The sequence below is a fragment of the Burkholderia sp. Bp9142 genome (assembly GCF_003853415.1).
GTDB lineage: Bacteria > Pseudomonadota > Gammaproteobacteria > Burkholderiales > Burkholderiaceae > Burkholderia.
Genome location: NZ_QTPP01000006.1, coordinates 1 through 17,582, shown reverse-complemented (window position 1 = coordinate 17,582; position 17,582 = coordinate 1). Strand labels below are relative to the sequence as shown.

Below are 17,582 nucleotides of genomic sequence, written 5' to 3'. Positions count from 1 at the left end.
CGGAGGAAGCAGACGAAAAAAAGCCGCCCGGAAAGGGCGGCTTGCGGGGGCACGACGCGGTGCTTACTTCAGTGCGTCGAACGCACGCTCGCGGATTTCGTCCACGCTGCCGAGGCCCGAGATCTTGCGATACTGCGGGGCCTTCAGGCCGTTTTCCTCGCCGCGCTGCGCCCAGTCGCCGTAGTACGTGATCAGCGGCTTGGTCTGCGCTTCATACACTTCGAGACGCTTCTTGACGGTTTCTTCCTTGTCGTCGTCGCGCTGGATCAGCGGTTCGCCCGTCACGTCGTCCTTGCCCTCGACCTTCGGCGGGTTGAACTTCACGTGGTACGTGCGGCCCGATGCCGGGTGCGTGCGGCGGCCGCTCATGCGCTCGACGATTTCCGAGAACGGGACGTCGATTTCGAGCACGTAGTCGATCGCGACGCCGGCTTCCTTCATCGCGTCAGCCTGCGCGATCGTGCGCGGGAAGCCGTCGAACAGGTAGCCGTTCGCGCAGTCCGATTCCTTCAGGCGCTCCTTCACGAGGCCGATGATCAGCGCGTCCGGCACGAGCTTGCCGGCGTTCATGTAGCCCTTCGCCTCGACGCCGAGCGGCGAGCCGGCCTTGACGGCCGCACGCAGCATGTCGCCCGTCGAGATTTGCGGGATGCCGAACTTTTCCTTGATGAAGTTTGCCTGGGTGCCCTTTCCCGCGCCGGGCGCGCCCAACAGGATCAAACGCATGGTGATATCTCCAGTATGTAGATTCGTATGGCGAGACGCAAAAGTGTCAGCGACAGCGTGCGCGGGGCTTGCCTGGCGCGCGGCGGACCGGTCTGACGCGGCACGTCGGCGAAAGCGACGCGCGGCTGCCGGGATGGGCCGTGGCGGGGTCAAGCGAGAACGCGCGGGTCGCGGACGGCTCGCACAATCGCCTGATTATGCCACGGGTTATTTTGAACCCGGCCGAAAAAGGGCCTGCACGCGTGCAAGATCGGCCGGCGTGTCGATTCCGGCTGCGGGCGCGTGCTCGGTAATCAGCACGGCAATGCGCTCGCCGTGCCACATCGCGCGCAGCTGTTCGAGCTGCTCGGCCTGCTCGATCGGCGCCTGCGCGAGCGACGGATAGGTGCGCAGGAAGCGCGCGCGATACGCGTAGAGGCCGATGTGGCGGTAGACCGGAAACGCCGGCGCCGGCATGGCTCCGACGTCCGGCCAGTGTGGCTGGTACGCGTCGCGGCTCCACGGAATCGGCGCGCGCGAGAAGTACATCGCGACGTTGCGCGCGTCGAGCGCGACCTTCACGATGTTCGGGTTGAACACGTCGGCCGCTTCGTGGATCGGGTGCGCGGCAGTCGCGATCGCGCAGTCCGGATGCGCGGCGAGGTGCGACGCTACGTCGCGCACGAGCACCGGGTCGATCAGCGGCTCGTCGCCCTGCACGTTGACGACGACGGTGTCGTCGCTCCACCCGAACGTCGCGGCGACTTCCGCGAGCCGGTCGGTGCCCGACGGATGGTCGGCGCGCGTCAGCACCGCTTCGAAACCGTGATCGCGTGCCGCGTCGAGCACGCTCTGCGCGTCGGACGCGACGAGCACCTGCTGCGCGCCCGCTTCGCGCGCGCGCTCGGCGACGCGCACGACCATCGGCTTGCCGCCGAGATCGGCGAGCGGCTTGTTCGGCAGGCGCGTCGACGCGAGCCGGGCAGGAATGACGGCGATGAAGGGCTGCGGATGAGTCATCGGGGCTGGGCGGTGAGAAGGGCGGGGCGGGCGGCGCGTCGAAAGCAGGCCGCCCGGCAGGGTTCGGCACGTGGCCGCGGCGGGGCGCCGGTGCAGCGGTCGGCGTTCAGCTGCCGGCCGGGCCGGCGGGGTCGACCGGCGTGCCTTCGACGGTCTGGCGTGCTTCGTCGACGAGCATCACGGGGATGCCGTCGCGGATCGGGTAGGCGAGCTTGTCCGCGTTGCAGATCAGCTCCTGCGCGGCGCGGTCATAGTGGAGCGGGCCTTTGCAGATAGGGCACACAAGGATTTCAAGCAGGCGAGCGTCCACGGAGTTTCTCCACAACGAGGGCAATGAGGCGAGGATCGAGCGCGGCTTCGACGGGGACGACCCACAGCCGAGCGTCGCGCCAGGAAGCGCCCAATTTTACTGCATCCTTCTCGGTGATCAGGATCGCGTCGACCGCGTCGTCGACGAACGGATTGTCGGCGAACGCGTAATGGTCGGGCAGCGCGCGTGTCGCCGGCGCGAGGCCGGCCGCGCGCAGCGTCGCGAAGAAGCGTTCCGGCGCGCCGATGCCGGCCGCGGCGAGCACGCGCTCGTTCGCGAACTGCGACAGCGGGCGGCGCAGCGCCGGCTGGTCGAGGTGCCACGCGGCGCCCGGTGTCAGCGCGAGCGCGTAGGTGTCGGGCCACGGCGGCAGCGCGCCGCTGTACGGATCGTTGACGAGCGTCGCGTCGCGGTGGCGCGACAGCGGCTCGCGCAGCGGGCCGGCCGGCAGCAGGAAGCCGTTGCCGCCGAGCCGGTGGTCGAACACGACGAGCTCGACCGTGCGCGCGAGGCGGTAGTGCTGGAGGCCGTCGTCGCTGACGATCACGTCGACGTCAGGATGCGCGGTGCGCAGCGCCTGCGCGGCCGCGACGCGGTCGGGGCATACCCACACGGGCGCGCCGGTGCGGCGCGCGATCAGCAGCGGTTCGTCGCCGGCCGCGCTCGCGCGCGACGCGGGCGTGACCGCGGTCGGCGCCTTCACGTTCGCGCCGTAGCCGCGCGACACGACGCCCGGCGTGAAACCGGCCGCGCGCAGCGCATCGACGAGCGCGATCACGGTCGGCGTCTTGCCCGTGCCGCCGACGGTCACGTTGCCGACCACGACGACGGGCACACCGACGTCGACCGGTTGCTTCCAGCCCTGCGCATAGGCCGCGCGGCGCAGCGCCGCGCACAGGCCGAATACGCATGCGAACGGCGTGAGCGCCCAGGCGAGTGCGCCGCGTCGCTGCCATTCGCGCGTGAGGCGCGCTTCGAGCCGCGCGAGCGGGCCGCCGGGCGCGCTCATCGGGTCGGGCGCGGCGTATCGTGCGCCGCGTCGTGGGACGGATTCGTCAAGACGGATTCTCCGTTGGGCGGCGCATGCCGCAAGGTCTTCGGAAGGCGGCACTCTAGCGCGCCGCACGCGGGCGCGGCAAGCGCGGCCGGGCGACGTACCCGGCGGGGCCGGATCGGGGCGGGCTGTGGATAACTCTGTGAAAAACTCGCCGCCCGTCCGCACCAAACGCCCGCCGGGTGGACGTCGAGTCGGCGTCGAATAAAATTGTAAGGTTTGAAAATCTATAAAAATCAATGGATTGCGTGAAATTGTCTGGTTTTTCCCGCGGTTTTCAAGCGTTTTGGGTGGATGAATGTCAGAGTGTGGACACCTTCCGCGCGTCGCGGCGCGGACGCTCGGCGCTGGACGCCGCGCGCGTGTCGGACTATCGTGTCGCCGCCAGCATTCATCCGATCGCCCATGCTTTCCGACTCTCCTTTTTCCGCTCCCGGCGCCACCCGCGGCGGTGACGAAGTGATTCCCGTTTCGGCGCTCAATCGCGCGATTTCGACAATGCTCGAACGTTCGTTTCCACTGCTGTGGATCTCGGGCGAAGTGTCGAATTTCACGCGCGCCGCGAGCGGCCACTGGTATTTCTCGATCAAGGACCCGCAGGCGCAGATGCGCTGCGTGATGTTTCGCGGTCGCGCGCAGTATGCGGAATTCACGCCGCGCGAAGGCGACCGGATCGAGGTGCGCGCGGTCGTCACGATGTACGAGCCGCGCGGCGAAGTGCAGCTCAATGTCGAGGCCGTGCGGCGCACCGGGCAAGGGCGCCTGTACGAGGCGTTCCTGCGGCTGAAGGCGCAGCTCGAGGCCGAAGGCCTGTTCGCGCCCGAGCGCAAGCGTTCGCTGCCCGCGCATCCGCGCGCGATCGGCATCGTCACGTCGCTGCAGGCGGCCGCGCTGCGCGACGTGCTGACCACGCTCGCGCGCCGCGCGCCGCACATCCCCGTGATCGTCTATCCGGCGCCCGTGCAGGGTGCGGGCTCGGCCGAGAAACTCGTCGCGGCCGTGCAGGCTGCAAACGCGCGGCGCGAGGTCGACGTGCTGCTGGTCTGTCGCGGCGGCGGCTCGATCGAGGATCTGTGGTCGTTCAACGATGAAGCGCTCGCGCGCGCGATCGCGGCGAGCGAACTGCCGGTCGTCAGCGGCGTCGGCCACGAAACCGATTTCACGATCGCGGACTTCGCGGCCGACCTGCGCGCGCCGACGCCGACCGGCGCGGCCGAACTCGCGAGTCCGCAGCGCGCGTTGCTGTTGCGCGAGGTCGCCGACCGGCAGCGCGCGCTGGCGCGCAGCCTGGAACGCGGGCTCGAGCAGCGTGCGCAGCAGCTCGACTGGCTCGCGCGCCGGCTCGTCAGTCCGGCCGAACGGCTGCAGCGGCAGCGCACCCACGTCGAGCAACTGGCCGTGCGGCTCGCGTCGGCGGCGTCGCGGCCGGTGCGCGACGCGCGTGCGCGCTTCGCGCTCGCGCAGCTGCGCTGGCAGCGCGCGCGGCCCGACCCGGCGCAGGCGCGCCATGCGCTCGCGGGACTGTCGCAACGTCTCGCGGTGGCGCTGCAGCGCCGTCACGAGCGCGATACCGCGCGGGTCTCGGCCTGCGCGGCGCGGCTCGAGGTGTTGAGCCCGCAGCGCACGCTCGAGCGCGGCTACGCGGCGCTGATCGACACGCAGACCGGCCGCGCGGTGCGCGCGCCGAGTGCGCTGAAACCGCAGCGCCGCCTGACCGTGCATCTCGCCGAAGGCTCGGCCGATGTGTCGCTTGCCGACGTGCAGCCGCGGCTGACCGATACGATCTGACGACGGCGGCGTAAGCGAAACGAAGGTCGTGCGCCCGGCGGTCCGGATGCACCGGGCGCGCCGGACCCGGGAACGGAAGCTGCGCATCGTCGTCTCGTCCTGCCGGATGAAGCGCCAGCGCCGATTTTCTGCATACCGCGGATAAATGCCCGTGAGTTTGCGGGGATATTCGGACTCGCCTACAATCGGACGCTCGGCAGCATTCAACACAGCCTCCCTACATACTCAACGAAGGAATCGCCATGGCTCATACGCTCCCGCCGCTCCCGTACGCTGAAGACGCACTCGCGCCGACCATCTCGAAAGAGACGATCGAGTACCACTACGGCAAGCATCACCAGGCATATGTGACGAACCTGAACAATCTGATCCCGGGCACGGAATTCGAAAGCCTGTCGCTGGAAGAGATCGTGAAGAAGTCGTCGGGCGGCATCTTCAACAACGCCGCGCAAATCTGGAACCACACGTTCTTCTGGAACAGCCTGTCGCCGAACGGCGGCGGCGCACCGTCGGGCGCGCTGGGCGACGCGATCAACGCGAAGTGGGGTTCGTACGACGCGTTCAAGGAAGCGTTCACGAAGGCCGCGGTCGGCACGTTCGGCTCGGGCTGGGCATGGCTCGTGAAGAAGGCTGACGGTTCGCTCGACATCGTGTCGACGAGCAACGCCGCAACGCCGCTGACGACGGCCGACAAGCCGCTGCTGACGATCGACGTGTGGGAACACGCGTACTACATCGACTACCGCAACGCACGTCCGAAGTTCGTCGAAGCGTTCTGGAACATCGTGAACTGGGACTTCGCAGCGAAGAACTTCGCGTAAGTCCAGGCATCCCGCGCGCCTTCGCGGCGCGCGGTACCTCAAGAAAGCCCTCGTCAAGAGGGCTTTCTTGTTTTTGTCGGACATGAATCGACGCACGACATTCGCCGGATCAGGCGATCATCCCCGACAACCACCCGAGCGCCGCGCTCGCGATCACGACCGCCCACGGCGGCACGCGCCAGAACGCGAGCGCAACGAACGCGACGAGCGCGGCCGCGAAATCGCGTGGCGACGAGATCGTGTCGCTCCACACCGGGTGATAGAGCGCGGCGAGCAGCAGTCCTACGACGGCCGCGTTCACGCCCGCGAGCGCGGCCTGCATGCGCGTGCTGCGGCGCAGGCGTTCCCAGAACGGCGCGGTGCCCGCGACAAGCAGGAACGACGGCGCGAAGATCGACACGAGCGCGATCGTCCCGCCGAGCCAGCCGTTCGGCGCGTCGCGCAGCGAAGCACCGAGGAAGGCCGAAAACGTGAAAAGCGGCCCCGGCACGGCCTGCGCGATACCGTAGCCGCCCAGAAACACCGAATCGCCGACCCAGCCCGGCGCGACGACGGCCGCCTGCAGCAGCGGCAGCACGACGTGCCCGCCGCCGAACACCAGCGCGCCGGTGCGGAAGAATGCGTCGACGACGGCGAGCGTGTTCGAATGGAGCGCGCGGGCCGCGACCGGCAACCCGGCGATCAGCGCGGCGAACAGCACGAGCCAGAGCACGCCCGCGCGGTGCGATACATGCAGCGGCAACGGATCGTAGGCGTCGCGCTCGGGCTGCGGCAACAGCACGCGTCCGGCTGCCCCCGCCGCGACGATCACGGCCACCTGCAGCCATGCGGCCGGCACGAGCAGCGCGATGCATGCAGCGATCGCCATCAGCGTGACACGGCGCGCGTCCGGGCACAGCGTGCGCGCCATGCCCCACACCGCCTGTGCGATCACCGCGACCGACACGATGCGCAGCCCGTGCAGCGCGCCGGCGGCGACCGGCATGCCCGTCGCGTGCACGCCGAGCGCGAACAGCAACATCAGCAGCGCCGACGGCAGCGTGAAGCCGAGCCACGCGGCGAACATCCCCGCATAGCCCGCGCGCGACAGGCCGATCGCCATCCCGACCTGGCTGCTCGCCGGCCCCGGCAGGAACTGGCACAGCCCGACGAGATCCGCATACGCGCGCTCGGTCAGCCAGCCGCGTGCGTGACGAACGCGTCGCGGAAGTAGCCGAGATGCGCGACGGGGCCGCCGAACGATGTGAGGCCGAGCCGCAGGAACGCGGCGAACACGGGCCATGCGTGGCGGGACGGGGTGGTGACGGTCGACGTGTTCAAGAGCGGATGCGGGGAGGGCGAAAGAGCCGCCACGATAGCGCAACGCCATGGCGGCGCAAATGCGGCGTTGCGGCGCTGGCGCGGCGGTGTCAGCAGGTGCCGTCGGGCAGCCCGCTCGCGCGGCGCAGCGCGTCGACGTCGACGAGTTCGATCTCGCCGACATGCAGCCGCACGACGCCGTCGGCCTGCAGCGCCTTCAGCAGCTGGTTGGTGGTCTGGCGCGTCAGCGACAGCATCGCAGCCAGCTTTTCCTGCGACAACCGGATGCGCGTGCGGCCGGCGCTGATCCCGCCGTAGCCGTCGGCGATCATCAGCAGCCGCGCGGCAAGCCGCTGCGCGGCCGGCATCACGCTCATCGATTCGACGGTCAGGAAGCTCAGCCGGAGCTTTTGCGCCATCAGGAGCGCGAACTGCCGCCAGTATTGCGGCGTCGCGTCGAGCATCGCGAGCAGCGCGGCCTGCGCGACGTGCAGCAGCAGCGTGTCGTCGAGCGCGATCGCGTCGTGCGTGCGCGGCTGGCCGTCGAACAGCGCGATCTCGCCGAACCACGTGACCGGTTCGGCGACCGTCAGCAGCGACTCCTTGCCGTGCGGGTCGACCGCGCCTATGGTGAGGGAACCGGCCAGCACCGCATACAGCCCGCACGGCGGGTCGCCGCGGCGGAACAGCGCGTGGCCGGCCGGCAGGGGCCGCAATGCGGCGCGGGCGAGCAGGTCTTCGCGCAACGCGGGCGGCAGCGCGGCGAACCACGGGTGCGCTTCGATCTGCGGCTGGTAGGGGGCGAGCGACGAGGGCATGGGCGCGCGATGTCGGGTAGCTGACAGAGGTTCTCGGGCGTGACGCGCATCATAGCGCTCAATGATCGTTCAGGAGACGCCATGAAGACGCTCGAAGACCACCTTTCCCAGTATGCGGCCTACCATCGCGATGCGCGCAACATCGCGACGCATCTGGTCGGCATTCCGATGATCGTGTTCGCGGTCGAGGTGCTGCTGTCGCGGCCGGCGCTCGGCACGCTGGCCGGCGTCGCGCTGTCGCCGGCGCTGCTGCTCGCCGCGGCGTTCGCGGTGTTCTACCTGCGCCTCGACCTGCGCTTCGGGGTGGTGATGACGGTGCTGTGCGCGCTCGGCCTCTGGGCCGCGCAGACGCTCGCGCTGTTGCCGACCGCGCAATGGCTCGGGATCGGCATCGGCGGGTTCGTGGTCGGCTGGATCGTGCAGTTCGTCGGGCATTGGTTCGAAGGGCGCAAGCCCGCGTTCGTCGACGACCTGGTCGGCCTGATGGTCGGGCCGTTGTTCGTCGTCGCCGAGGTCGCGTTTTTCGCGGGCCTGCGCGGCGACGTGCGCCGCGAAGTCGAGCGGCGCTCGGGCCCCGTGCACGGCGGCGCGCACTCGCATGTCTGACGGAGCGGCCGCGCAGGTGCCGCGCGCGGGCGACTTGCGCGCGGCGTAGGGGCGCGCGTCGAGCACGACACCACGCACGATGCGCAACGGCTAAGATGCGGGGTGCGTCGCACGACGAGACGCGTACGCGGAGCAATCGCCATGGTGGACCGCCCGACTCTCGATGCCTACGAAGCCCATGCCGCGCAATACGCGCGGGACTGGCTCGACGAGGCCGTCCCCGACGACATGTATGCGCTGCTCGATCAGTATTTCGCGCCGGGGCCGACGGCCGATGTCGGCTGCGGCGCGGGGCGCGACACCGCGTGGCTCGCTTCGCAAGGATTCGACGTGCGCGGCTACGATGCGAGCGCCGCGCTGCTCGCCGAGGCGCGTGTGCGCCATCCGTCGCTGACGTTCGAGCTGGCCGCATTGCCGGCGCTCGCCGGCGTGCCGTCCGGCGTGTTCCGGAACGTCCTGTGCGAGACGGTCGTGATGCACCTCGAACAGGCGGATGCGGCCGCGGCGGCCGCGCGGCTGGCCGCGCTGCTGATGCCCGGCGGCACGCTGTACCTGAGCTGGCGGGTGGCCGGCAACGGTGCGTTGCGCGACGAGCGCGGCCGCTTGTACACGCCGCTCGATTCGGCGCGCATGCATGCCGCACTCGGCGCCGGCATGCACGTGCTCGACGAGCACGAGGTGGTCAGCGCGTCGTCCGGCAAGCGCGTGCACCGGCTGATCGTGCGCCGCGCCGGCGGCGTCGATGGCGCCGCATGAGCGCGGCGCGCACCTTCCACCTTCATTCGCGGTTGAGCGCCGCTTCCCAGTTGATGTCCACGCACAGCACCTGCATGCCGGTCGCGGCCGGCGCGGCGATCGATGCGGTCACGCACAGGTGCGCCTCGTTGATCGACAGGTACGGCGGCGTCAGATGCACGCGGCTCGGCGCGCGCATCGCGTGGATGAAGTAGGGGCGGCGCTCCCAGCTCGCGCCTTCCGAATGCAGCAGCGGCCGGAAGCGCTTCGCCCGCTGCGATACGCTGCCGCGCGCGAGCACGTTATCGCCGATCTGGCGGCCCGATGCATCCAGCAGGAAGCAGCGCGCTGTTTCCGGCAACCCGAGCACGGCGCCGGCGGCGTCGATCAGCGACTCGCCCGCGGCGAGCTTCTGGCTCGCTTCCTCCAGCGCGGCGACATACGGCGCGAGGCGTTCGGCCTGCGTGAGCTCGCGTTGCCCGACGCGTAGCCGCAATGCGGCCGACAGCGTGTCCATGCAGCCGGCGGCGGCCTGCGGTTGCACGGGGTCGACGCTCGGCCCCGCGAAGTACTGCCCTTGAACGAAATCGACGTCGCATTCGAGCGCGATCAGCGCGTCGCGCTCGGTCGAGAGCCCGCCCATCAGCACGAGCTGGCCGGATTCGTGCAGCAGCGACACGAGACCCGGCAGCACGCGTTCGAGATGCGAGTGTTCGCTCGCCTGCGCGAGGATCCCGCGGTCGAGCGTGACGATGTCGGGATGCAGGTGCCACACGCGGTCGATGTTCGAATGCTTGGCGCCGAAGCCGCCGAGCGCGATCAGGAAGCCGGCCTTGCGCAGCCCGTCGACGATCGCCGCATAGCGCGGCGTCTCGCCGCCTGCCTGCTCGGGCACCTCGAGCACCACGCGATGCGGCGGCAGGCCGAGCGCCTTCAGGTTCGCGAGCAGCGCGTCGCCGTAGACGGTGTCCATCAGCGCGGCCGGATGCAGGCTCAGGAAGAGCCATTCGTCGTGGCTGTCGAACGCGTGGAAGTTGCCGAGATGCAGCGATTCGGCGAGCCGGCCGAGCTCGAGCAGGTCGCCGCGCCGCGCCGCCTGCGTGAACACCTCGTGCGACGCGACCTGGCGGCTTTCCTCATCGTGCGCGCGCAGCGACGCGTGATAGCCGATCGCGCGGCGGTGCGACACCGAGAAAACGGGCTGGAACACGCTGAACACGGTGTACGCGCCGTACAGCACGGTGCGCCGCTTTCCGTCGTCGCCGGCGACGGGGCGGGGCGGCTGGAAGCCGGGTGGGTCGATGTCGATCATGCTCATGATGTCGGCCGAGGGAAGACTGCCAGTTTACCTACAGAATAGGCGAGCAAGAAGCATGCACGACATCGCGCCCCGTGCGGCGGGCCGTCGCGCCCGCCAGTTGCGGCGCGGTGCAGGCTTGTTGCACCGACCTGGTGCGTCGCGCGCCGCCGTGGCGATTGCCGCGCCCTGCGTCATGCGCGCTCGGAGGGATCGGTCTTGTACTGCGCGCGGCCGCGGATTTCGGGCGCGAGCTGCGCGAAGATCCACGCGGACGCGGCCGTGATGATCCCGACGCAGATGAAGGTCGCATGGAACGCGGGCAGCGTGTTGCTCGGCGTCACGGTGCGCAGCATCCCGGTGAAGGTGGCCAGCAGCGCACCGGCGACCGTGACGCCGAGGCTCATCGACAGCATCTGCACGAGCGAGAACAGGCTGTTGCCGCTGCTCGCGCCGCCGGTGCCGAGATCCTTCAGCGTCAGCGTGTTCATCGCGGTGAACTGCATCGAGTTGAAGCCGCCGAACAGCGCGAGGTGGACGACCTTCACCCACACGGGCACCGTGTCGCGCATCAGCGCGAAGCTCGCCATCATCACGCCGACCATGATCGTGTTCGCGAGCAGCACCTTGCGGTAGCCGTGCTGCGAGATCAGGCGCGTGATGATCCGCTTCGAGAACATCCCGGCCGCCGCGACGGGCAGCATCATCAGCCCGGCCTCGAATGCCGAATACCCGAGGCTCACCTGCAGCAGCAGCGGGATCAGGTACGGCATCGCGCCGCTGCCGATCCGTGCGAACAGGTTGCCGAGCAGGCCGACGCTGAACGTATGGATCTTGAACAGTTCGAGCGAGAAGATCGGCTGCGGCGCGCGCACCGCGTACAGGCCGTACGCGACGAAGCACGCGAGGCTCAGGATCAGCAGCACCAGCACGGCGGCGTGCTGCATCCCGAGATCGGCGAGCCCGTCGAGCGACAGCGAGATCGCGACCATCCCGATCGTCAGCAGCAGATAGCCCTTCAGGTCGAAGCGGCCGACGGCCGGGTTGCGCGCGTCGGGCATCGAGTAGAAAGTCGCGACGCAGCCGGCGATGCCGACCGGGACGTTGATCAGGAAGATCCAGTGCCACGACGCGATCTTGACGAGCCAGCCGCCGAGCGTTGGCCCGATCAGCGGCCCGATCAGCCCGGGAATCGCGACGAACGACAGCGCGGACAGGTAGCGTTCGGCCGGAAACGTGCGAAGCACGGCGAGCCGCCCGACCGGCAGCAGCATCGCGCCGCCCACCCCCTGCACGACGCGGAACACCACGAGCTGTTGCAGCGTGTGCGCGTTCGCGCACAGCAGCGAGCCGAGCGAGAACACCAGGATCGCGCTGAAGAACACGCGCCGCGTGCCGAACGTGTCCGCGAGCCAGCCCGAGACGGGAATCATCACCGCCATCGTCAGCGAGTACGCGATCACGACCGACTGCATCCGCAGCGGCGATTCGCCGAGACTCACCGCCATCGACGGCAGCGCCGTGTTGACGATCGTCGCATCGAGCGTCTGCATGAAGAAGCCCGTCGCGACGAGCCATAGCATCACGGTAAGGTTCTTTTCGCCGGGTGCGGCGGCGGGCGGGCGTTGGAACATGGGGACGGACCGGTGGCGCGGGACAGCCGCCATTGTAGGCAAAGCCGCCGCGCCACGCAGGATCGGGCGGGCGCGCCGTCCGTCCGGATACGATGCCGGGCGGACGCCCGTCCGCCGGCGGACCGGTACAGTTCAGCCGAAAGTGTCTGCAGGCGTATCTGTCCGCGTGCTGTCGCTGTCCGAAATACTGGTGTCATTGAACCCACGCGACCCGGAGGCGGCCATGCGCGAACTGCGACTTTACGAGATTGACGGCAACGAGCCGGCCGGACGGTGGCGGATCGTCGATCGCACCGCGCTGCAGGTCGCGGACGGCGACCTGTGGGTGACGATCGAGGGCCGGCCCGACGATCACTGGCTGCGCGCCGGCGAGTCGCTGGCGCTGCTGCCCGGCATGCGCGTGTGGATCAGCGCGGCGGCGGGCGGCGCGGTGTTCGCATTCGGCCCGCAGGCGGCGCCAGCCGTGCAGGCCGCGCCGATCGCATGGCGACGGCTCGCCGCATGGCGCGGCGGCCGCGCTCAGGCCGTCGCGTCGTTGCCGACGTAGCGCGCGCGGGGCCGGATCAGTTTGCCGTCCGCATACTGTTCGAGCGCGTGCGCGATCCAGCCCGCGGTGCGGCCGGCCGCGAACAGCGTGAACGCGGCGCCGTCGGGCAGCGCGAGCGTGCGCTCCAGCACCGCGAGTGCGAAATCGATCGCCGGCTGCACGCCGGTCGCCGCTTCGACGCGTGCGGCGAGCGCACGGGCCACCTGTAGCGGCGCCCGGTCGGGCAGCGTCGCGTGCAGCGCGTCGAGTAACGCGCGTGCACGCGGATCGCCGTCGGGATAGAGCGGATGCGCGAAACCGGCGAGCGCCGTGCGTGCGCCGTCCGCGCGTTCGTCATGCGCGACGCGCAGCGCGAGGTACCGGTCGAGGTCGGCGGCGCGCGCCGCTTCATCGAGCAGGGCGCCCGCCCGGAACGTCTCGCCGCCGTGGCGCGGGCCCGACAACGCGGCGAGCCCGCCCGCGACCGCACCGAACAGGTGCGTGCCGGTCGACGCGATGCAGCGCACCGCAAAGGTCGACGGATTCAGTTCGTGATCGGCGCACAGCACGAGCGCGCGGCGCAGCAGGTCGGCCTCGTCGCGCCGCCGGATGCGCCACGCGGCGGCGAGTTGCCGATGCACGGGCGCATTGCCCGGCGCGCTGCCGGCCAGCGTGGCCGTCGTCACGCGCAGCAGCAGCGTGGCCGCGTCGAACTGCGCGTCGCGCCCCTGCGCCCACCGGCGCGGCAGCGCCGCGGCCGCGGCGGGGAGCAGCACCAGCGCACGCTCGAGCGGCGCGAGATGCGCCCAGCGGCGCGCCCAGTCGTCCCACTGCGCGGCGTCGAAACCGGTCGAGGCAAGCGATGCGGCGGCGAGCCGCGCGGGCGGACAATCCCACAACCGTGCGGCGGTTTCCTCGAGCGTCGCATCGTTCGCGAGCGCGATCGCGTCGGCGCCGCGATAGTGCAGGCGGCCGTCGGCGATCTGCGTGATCCGCGATTCGAGCACGGGCACGCCCCAGTCGAGCGAGCGCTCGGCGACGCCGCCCGCGCGTTTTGCGTCGGCGCGACGGCGCGCGAGCAGGCGCACCTCGTTCGCGTCGTAGCGGCGGCGCTTGCTCGCGCCGTCGGGCAACGAGCGCAGCAGGCCGCGGCTCACATACGCATAAAGGGTGCTCACGCTGACACCGAGGATGCCGGCGGCTTCCGGCGCACTGAGGGACGTCATGCGGATCGCTCCTGTCGGGGCGCATGAAACGCAGCCCGGCTACGACTATTCGTTATGCATTGATTCGCGCAATCAAGATTGATCGCACCTGTCGCGAATTCTAGACTCGATTACGTCTCCTCAACGGCGCGTTCCCACCATGACACCCGAACTCGCATTGACCCGTTTGTGGCAACTCGCGCACGGCGAGCCCGGCGCGCTGGCACGCGCAGCGGTGACGGGGCAGGACCCGACGCTGCCGTCGACGTTCCACGTCGGCACGCTGGCCGCGGCGACGATCGCGGCAGCGGGGCTCGCGGCGGCCGAATGCCACCGGCTGCGCACGGGCGTCGCGCAGCGCGTCGACGTGTCGATGCGCGACGCGCTCGTCGCGTTCCGCAGTGAACGCTACCTGCGCGTGGACGACGGCCCGCCGCCCGAGCCGCGCCATCCGGTGACGGGCTTCCACGACACGCGCGACGGATGCTGGGTCCAGCTGCATGCGAACTTTCCGCATCACCTGCACGGGATTCTCGACGTGCTCGGCTGCGGCCCGCGGCGTGACGACGTTGCCGCGGCGATCCGCACGTGGGACGGCGCGGCACTCGATACCGCGCTGGCCGAGGCCGGCCTGTGCGCGGCATTGATCAGAACCCCTGACGAATGGGCCGCGCACGACCAGGCGCGCGCGCTCGCGTCGCTGCCGCTGTTCGAGATCGAACGGATCGGCGACGCGCCCGTCGAGGCGATCGGTCGCGGCGAGCCCGACCAGCCGCTCGCGGGCGTGCGCGTGCTCGATCTCACGCGCATCATTGCGGGGCCGGTCGCGGGCCGCACGCTCGCATCGCACGGCGCGCAGACGCTGCTCGTCAACGGCCCGCACCTGCCGAACATCGCGTCGCTCGTGATCGACAACGGGCGCGGCAAGCGCTCGACGTGGATCGACCTGCGCGAGGCAGCGGGTGTCGCCACGCTGCGCGACCTCGCACGCGACGCCGACGTATTCCTGCAGGCCTATCGCCCCGGCGCGCTCGCGGCGCGCGGGTTCTCGCCGCAGGCGCTCGCGGAACTGCGGCCCGGCATCGTCTGCGTGTCGGTGTCCGCTTACGGGTACGCGGGGCCGTGGTCGATGCGGCGCGGTTTCGACAGCCTCGTGCAGTCGGCCAGCGGCATCGCATGGAGCGAGCAGCACGCCGCGCACGCGGACGGCCCGCGCCATCTGCCGTGCCAGGCGCTCGATCACGCGACGGGCTATCTCGCGGCGTTCGGCGCGATGATCGCGCTCGCGCGCCGGGCGACGGAAGGGGGAAGCTGGCACGTGCGGTTGTCGCTCGCGCAGACGGGGCGCTGGCTGCAATCGTTCGGCGTGGTGCCGGACGGCCTGCACGCACCGGATTTGACGCCTGACGACGTGCGCGACCGGATCGACCGGACCGCGTCGCCGTTCGGCGCGATCGACGCCGTGCGCCCGGCCGAACGCCTGTCGGCGACGCCGCCGCGCTTCGCGCGGCCGCCCGTGCCGCTCGGCACGGACGAAGCGCGCTGGCTGTGAGCGCGGGCGGCGCCGCGCGCGTTACTTGCGCAGCTCGACGACGAAGTCGTAGTAGTCGTTGCGGCAGTAGGTATCGGTGAGCTCGATCGCGCGCTGGTCGGCCGTATAGCCGATCCGCGTGATCAGCAGCAGCGCGTCGTGCGGCGCGATGCCCATCTGTTGCGCGATCTCGTCTGTCGCGTTGACCGCGCGGAAATGCTGCAGCGCGCGCACGATCGGCGTGCCGCGCGCTTCGAGATAGCTGTACAGCGACCCGCCGATCGCCTGCGGATCGGGAATCAGCGTGGCGGGGAACGTCGAGTTCTCGACGGCCATCACGATGCCGTCGGCGAGGCGCAGGCGCTTCAGCCGCGTGACCGATGCGGCCGGCGACAGGCCGAGCTGAATCACTTCGTCGCGGTTCGCCGGCTGGATTTCGCGCTCGAGCCATTGCGAGCTCGGCTTGAAGCCGCGGCGCTCGAGCATCTCGCTGAAGCTCGACAGCCGCGACAGCGGATCCTCGTAGCGCGGCTGGATGAAGTTGCCGGCGCCCTGCGTGCGGCGGATCAGGCCCTGCTCGACGAGCAGCGCGATCGCCTTGCGCGCGGTGATGCGCGACACGCCGAGCGCTTCGGACAGCACGCGCTCGGACGGTAGCGCCTCGCCGGCCGCCCAGCGATTGTCGTGGATCGCGTCGCCGAGCTTGCGGGCGAGCTGCAGGTAGAGCGGCGTGTCGTTGTCGGGGTCGGGGCGCAGGTCCTGCCAGCGGTCGTCCGTGGGTGCCTTCATGGAATGGGTATCGATCAGGTTGCCGGCCATTCTAAGTCATCATGCGGCGCCGTTATAGCCAGTTTTTGCCGTGCAATAGGCGGGCAGGGCGCCGATTGACTACACTGGCCCATGCTTCGGCCGCAGTGCGCGGCCACCTATCCGCAGCGAGGAGTGCATGAGAGACACGATCGCCACGGTCGTCCTGCCGGACGGCGAGACGATTCCGAAGCTTGGCCTGGGGACCTGGGAAATGGGCGAGCGGCCCGCGCGGCGCGTGGACGAGATCGTCGCATTGCGCGAGGGCATCGCGCTCGGGATGACGCTGGTCGACACCGCCGAGATGTACGGCGACGGCGCGACCGAGGCACTCGTCGGCGAGGCGTTGGCTGGCCTGCGCGACGACGTGTTCCTCGTCAGCAAGGTGTACCCGCATCACGCGAGCCGGCGCGGCGTCGTCGCCGCGTGCGACGCGAGCCTCAAGCGCTTGCGTACCGACCATCTCGATCTGTACTTGCTGCACTGGCGCGGTTCGGTGCCGCTCGAGGAGACGGTCGAGGGGTTCGAGGCGCTGCGGCGCGCGGGCAAGATCCGCCACTGGGGTGTCAGCAACTTCGATACGGCCGACATGGCCGAACTCGTCGACGAGGCGGGCGGCAGTGCGTGCGCGACCAACCAGATCCTCTACAACATCGCGCGTCGCGGGCCGGAGTTCGACCTGCTGCCATGGCTTGCCGACCACCGGATGCCGACGATGGCCTACAGCCCCGTCGATCACGGGCGGCTGCCGAAGCGCTCGCCGCTCGACGAGATCGCGCGGCAGCGCGGCGTGTCGGTGACGCGCGTCGCGCTCGCCTGGGTGCTCGGGCAGCCGGGCGTGTTCGCGATCCCGAAGGCGTCGCGGATCGAACACGTGCGCGACAATCGCGCGGCGCTCGATCTCGTGTTGAGCGATGACGAGCGCGCGCAGCTCGACGGGTACTTCCGTCCGCCGCGCAGCAAGCGCGCGCTCGAAATGCTCTGACAGCACGGGGTCAGGCGGTGCTTCGGTCAGTGGCCATGGCCGCCGGCCGATCCACCGTTGCCGCCGCCATTGCCATTGCCGACACCGTTGGCACCGCCGTTACCGGCGCCGCCACTACCGCTGCCGTTGCCGTTGCCGCCACCGTTGCCATGACCGCCGCTGCTGCCGTTGCCGCTGCCTCCGGTTCCATGCCCGCCAGCACTGCCGCTGCCGTTGCCGACGCCGTTGGCACCGCCGTTGCCGGCACCTCCACTTCCGTTACCGCTACCGTTGCCGCCGCCATTGCCGTGGCCGCCGGTGCCATGACCGCCGCCGCTGCCGCCGCTGCCGCCGCTGCCGCCGCTGCCGCCGCTGCCGCCGTTGCCGCCGCCGCCGCCGCCACCGCCACCGCCACCGCCACCGCCACCGCCACCGCCACCGCCACCGCCACCGCCACCGCCA

At 70.3% G+C, this 17,582-nt stretch carries 17 protein-coding genes and 1 pseudogene; 8 read left to right on the top strand and 10 right to left on the bottom strand.

What is annotated here, in order from left to right:
* Positions 1-63 precede the first annotated feature (63 nt).
* From adk to lpxK, 4 genes are all read right to left on the bottom strand, one after another.
* Positions 64-726 carry an adenylate kinase gene (adk, locus tag DIE22_RS08670; protein WP_124604882.1) on the bottom strand — a complete coding sequence of 221 codons (663 nt, stop codon included), beginning with the start codon at positions 724-726 and terminating at the stop codon, positions 64-66.
* Positions 727-933: 207 nt separating this feature from the next.
* A complete protein-coding gene (kdsB, locus tag DIE22_RS08665; RefSeq protein WP_124604881.1) occupies positions 934-1,725 on the bottom strand; it encodes a 3-deoxy-manno-octulosonate cytidylyltransferase in 792 nt (263 codons plus the stop codon).
* A 106-nt stretch (positions 1,726-1,831) separates the two neighbouring features.
* The gene (locus DIE22_RS08660; protein WP_006750935.1) at positions 1,832-2,035 is read right to left on the bottom strand and encodes a Trm112 family protein; all 204 of its coding nucleotides are present in this window, start codon (positions 2,033-2,035) and stop codon (positions 1,832-1,834) included.
* Positions 2,016-3,044, bottom strand: a complete 1,029-nt coding sequence (gene lpxK / locus DIE22_RS08655) for a tetraacyldisaccharide 4'-kinase (RefSeq protein WP_124499807.1) — start codon at positions 3,042-3,044, stop codon at positions 2,016-2,018. Before lpxK ends, DIE22_RS08660 begins: the two co-directional genes overlap by 20 nt.
* Before the next feature lie 450 nt (positions 3,045-3,494).
* Here lpxK and xseA point away from each other — a divergent pair, with 450 nt between their 5' ends.
* Both xseA and sodB read left to right on the top strand, forming a co-directional pair.
* Positions 3,495-4,877 carry an exodeoxyribonuclease VII large subunit gene (gene xseA / locus DIE22_RS08650; RefSeq protein WP_124604880.1) on the top strand — a complete coding sequence of 461 codons (1,383 nt, stop codon included), beginning with the start codon at positions 3,495-3,497 and terminating at the stop codon, positions 4,875-4,877.
* 242 nt (positions 4,878-5,119) lie between these two features.
* Positions 5,120-5,698 carry a superoxide dismutase [Fe] gene (gene sodB / locus DIE22_RS08645; RefSeq protein WP_124499809.1) on the top strand — a complete coding sequence of 193 codons (579 nt, stop codon included), beginning with the start codon at positions 5,120-5,122 and terminating at the stop codon, positions 5,696-5,698.
* Between the two features lie 109 nt (positions 5,699-5,807).
* On the opposite strand, the pseudogene chrA reads toward sodB, so the two are convergent.
* Both chrA and DIE22_RS08635 read right to left on the bottom strand, forming a co-directional pair.
* A pseudogene (gene chrA, locus DIE22_RS08640) lies at positions 5,808-7,018 on the bottom strand (chromate efflux transporter).
* Positions 7,019-7,107: 89 nt separating this feature from the next.
* Complete coding sequence (locus DIE22_RS08635) at positions 7,108-7,815, bottom strand: Crp/Fnr family transcriptional regulator (RefSeq protein ID WP_124499811.1); 708 nt, start codon at positions 7,813-7,815, stop codon at positions 7,108-7,110.
* Between the two features lie 81 nt (positions 7,816-7,896).
* On the opposite strand from DIE22_RS08635, the gene DIE22_RS08630 reads away from it, so the two are divergent.
* Together DIE22_RS08630 and DIE22_RS08625 are read left to right on the top strand one after the other, a co-directional pair.
* The gene (locus DIE22_RS08630) at positions 7,897-8,421 is read left to right on the top strand and encodes a DUF962 domain-containing protein (protein ID WP_124604879.1); all 525 of its coding nucleotides are present in this window, start codon (positions 7,897-7,899) and stop codon (positions 8,419-8,421) included.
* A 141-nt stretch (positions 8,422-8,562) separates the two neighbouring features.
* Complete coding sequence (locus DIE22_RS08625) at positions 8,563-9,177, top strand: bifunctional 2-polyprenyl-6-hydroxyphenol methylase/3-demethylubiquinol 3-O-methyltransferase UbiG (protein WP_124604878.1); 615 nt, start codon at positions 8,563-8,565, stop codon at positions 9,175-9,177.
* Between the two features lie 22 nt (positions 9,178-9,199).
* Here DIE22_RS08625 and DIE22_RS08620 read toward each other — a convergent pair whose 3' ends face one another.
* Both DIE22_RS08620 and mdtD read right to left on the bottom strand, forming a co-directional pair.
* Positions 9,200-10,474, bottom strand: a complete 1,275-nt coding sequence (locus DIE22_RS08620) for an EAL domain-containing protein (RefSeq protein WP_124604877.1) — start codon at positions 10,472-10,474, stop codon at positions 9,200-9,202.
* A 173-nt stretch (positions 10,475-10,647) separates the two neighbouring features.
* Entirely contained in the window at positions 10,648-12,087 is a 1,440-nt protein-coding gene (mdtD, locus tag DIE22_RS08615; RefSeq protein WP_124604876.1) for a multidrug transporter subunit MdtD, read from the bottom strand.
* A 223-nt stretch (positions 12,088-12,310) separates the two neighbouring features.
* On the opposite strand from mdtD, the gene DIE22_RS08605 reads away from it, so the two are divergent.
* Complete coding sequence (locus tag DIE22_RS08605; protein ID WP_124499816.1) at positions 12,311-12,634, top strand: DUF2917 domain-containing protein; 324 nt, start codon at positions 12,311-12,313, stop codon at positions 12,632-12,634.
* Here the strand turns inward: DIE22_RS08605 and DIE22_RS08600 are convergent.
* A complete protein-coding gene (locus tag DIE22_RS08600) occupies positions 12,607-13,839 on the bottom strand; it encodes a citrate/2-methylcitrate synthase (protein WP_124499817.1) in 1,233 nt (410 codons plus the stop codon). The two genes, DIE22_RS08605 and DIE22_RS08600, sit on opposite strands and share 28 nt — an antisense overlap.
* A gap of 139 nt (positions 13,840-13,978) precedes the next feature.
* On the opposite strand from DIE22_RS08600, the gene DIE22_RS08595 reads away from it, so the two are divergent.
* On the top strand, positions 13,979-15,370 hold the full coding sequence (locus DIE22_RS08595; protein WP_124604875.1) for a CoA transferase: 1,392 nt from the start codon (positions 13,979-13,981) through the stop codon (positions 15,368-15,370).
* A 21-nt stretch (positions 15,371-15,391) separates the two neighbouring features.
* Here the strand turns inward: DIE22_RS08595 and DIE22_RS08590 are convergent, their stop codons facing one another.
* Positions 15,392-16,138: a GntR family transcriptional regulator gene (locus tag DIE22_RS08590; protein ID WP_124499819.1), complete on the bottom strand. Its 747-nt coding sequence runs from the start codon at positions 16,136-16,138 to the stop codon at positions 15,392-15,394.
* Positions 16,139-16,295: 157 nt separating this feature from the next.
* Between DIE22_RS08590 and DIE22_RS08585 the strand changes: the two genes are divergently transcribed.
* Together DIE22_RS08585 and DIE22_RS38130 are read left to right on the top strand one after the other, a co-directional pair.
* Entirely contained in the window at positions 16,296-17,141 is an 846-nt protein-coding gene (locus DIE22_RS08585; RefSeq protein WP_124604874.1) for an aldo/keto reductase, read from the top strand.
* A gap of 35 nt (positions 17,142-17,176) precedes the next feature.
* The coding region (locus tag DIE22_RS38130; RefSeq protein WP_185640574.1) for a hypothetical protein at positions 17,177-17,582 on the top strand (406 nt) is incomplete at its 3' end.

Coding starts and splice junctions, on each gene's coding strand:
- adk (WP_124604882.1), bottom strand. CDS start 726: ATGCGTTTGATCCTGTTGGGCGCGCCCGGCGCGGGAAAGGGCACCCAG.
- kdsB (WP_124604881.1), bottom strand. CDS start 1,725: ATGACTCATCCGCAGCCCTTCATCGCCGTCATTCCTGCCCGGCTCGCG.
- lpxK (WP_124499807.1), bottom strand. CDS start 3,044: ATGAGCGCGCCCGGCGGCCCGCTCGCGCGGCTCGAAGCGCGCCTCACG.
- xseA (WP_124604880.1), top strand. CDS start 3,495: ATGCTTTCCGACTCTCCTTTTTCCGCTCCCGGCGCCACCCGCGGCGGT.
- sodB (WP_124499809.1), top strand. CDS start 5,120: ATGGCTCATACGCTCCCGCCGCTCCCGTACGCTGAAGACGCACTCGCG.
- DIE22_RS08635 (WP_124499811.1), bottom strand. CDS start 7,815: ATGCCCTCGTCGCTCGCCCCCTACCAGCCGCAGATCGAAGCGCACCCG.
- DIE22_RS08630 (WP_124604879.1), top strand. CDS start 7,897: ATGAAGACGCTCGAAGACCACCTTTCCCAGTATGCGGCCTACCATCGC.
- DIE22_RS08625 (WP_124604878.1), top strand. CDS start 8,563: ATGGTGGACCGCCCGACTCTCGATGCCTACGAAGCCCATGCCGCGCAA.
- DIE22_RS08620 (WP_124604877.1), bottom strand. CDS start 10,474: ATGAGCATGATCGACATCGACCCACCCGGCTTCCAGCCGCCCCGCCCC.
- mdtD (WP_124604876.1), bottom strand. CDS start 12,087: ATGTTCCAACGCCCGCCCGCCGCCGCACCCGGCGAAAAGAACCTTACC.
- DIE22_RS08605 (WP_124499816.1), top strand. CDS start 12,311: ATGCGCGAACTGCGACTTTACGAGATTGACGGCAACGAGCCGGCCGGA.
- DIE22_RS08600 (WP_124499817.1), bottom strand. CDS start 13,839: ATGACGTCCCTCAGTGCGCCGGAAGCCGCCGGCATCCTCGGTGTCAGC.
- DIE22_RS08595 (WP_124604875.1), top strand. CDS start 13,979: ATGACACCCGAACTCGCATTGACCCGTTTGTGGCAACTCGCGCACGGC.
- DIE22_RS08590 (WP_124499819.1), bottom strand. CDS start 16,138: ATGAAGGCACCCACGGACGACCGCTGGCAGGACCTGCGCCCCGACCCC.
- DIE22_RS08585 (WP_124604874.1), top strand. CDS start 16,296: ATGAGAGACACGATCGCCACGGTCGTCCTGCCGGACGGCGAGACGATT.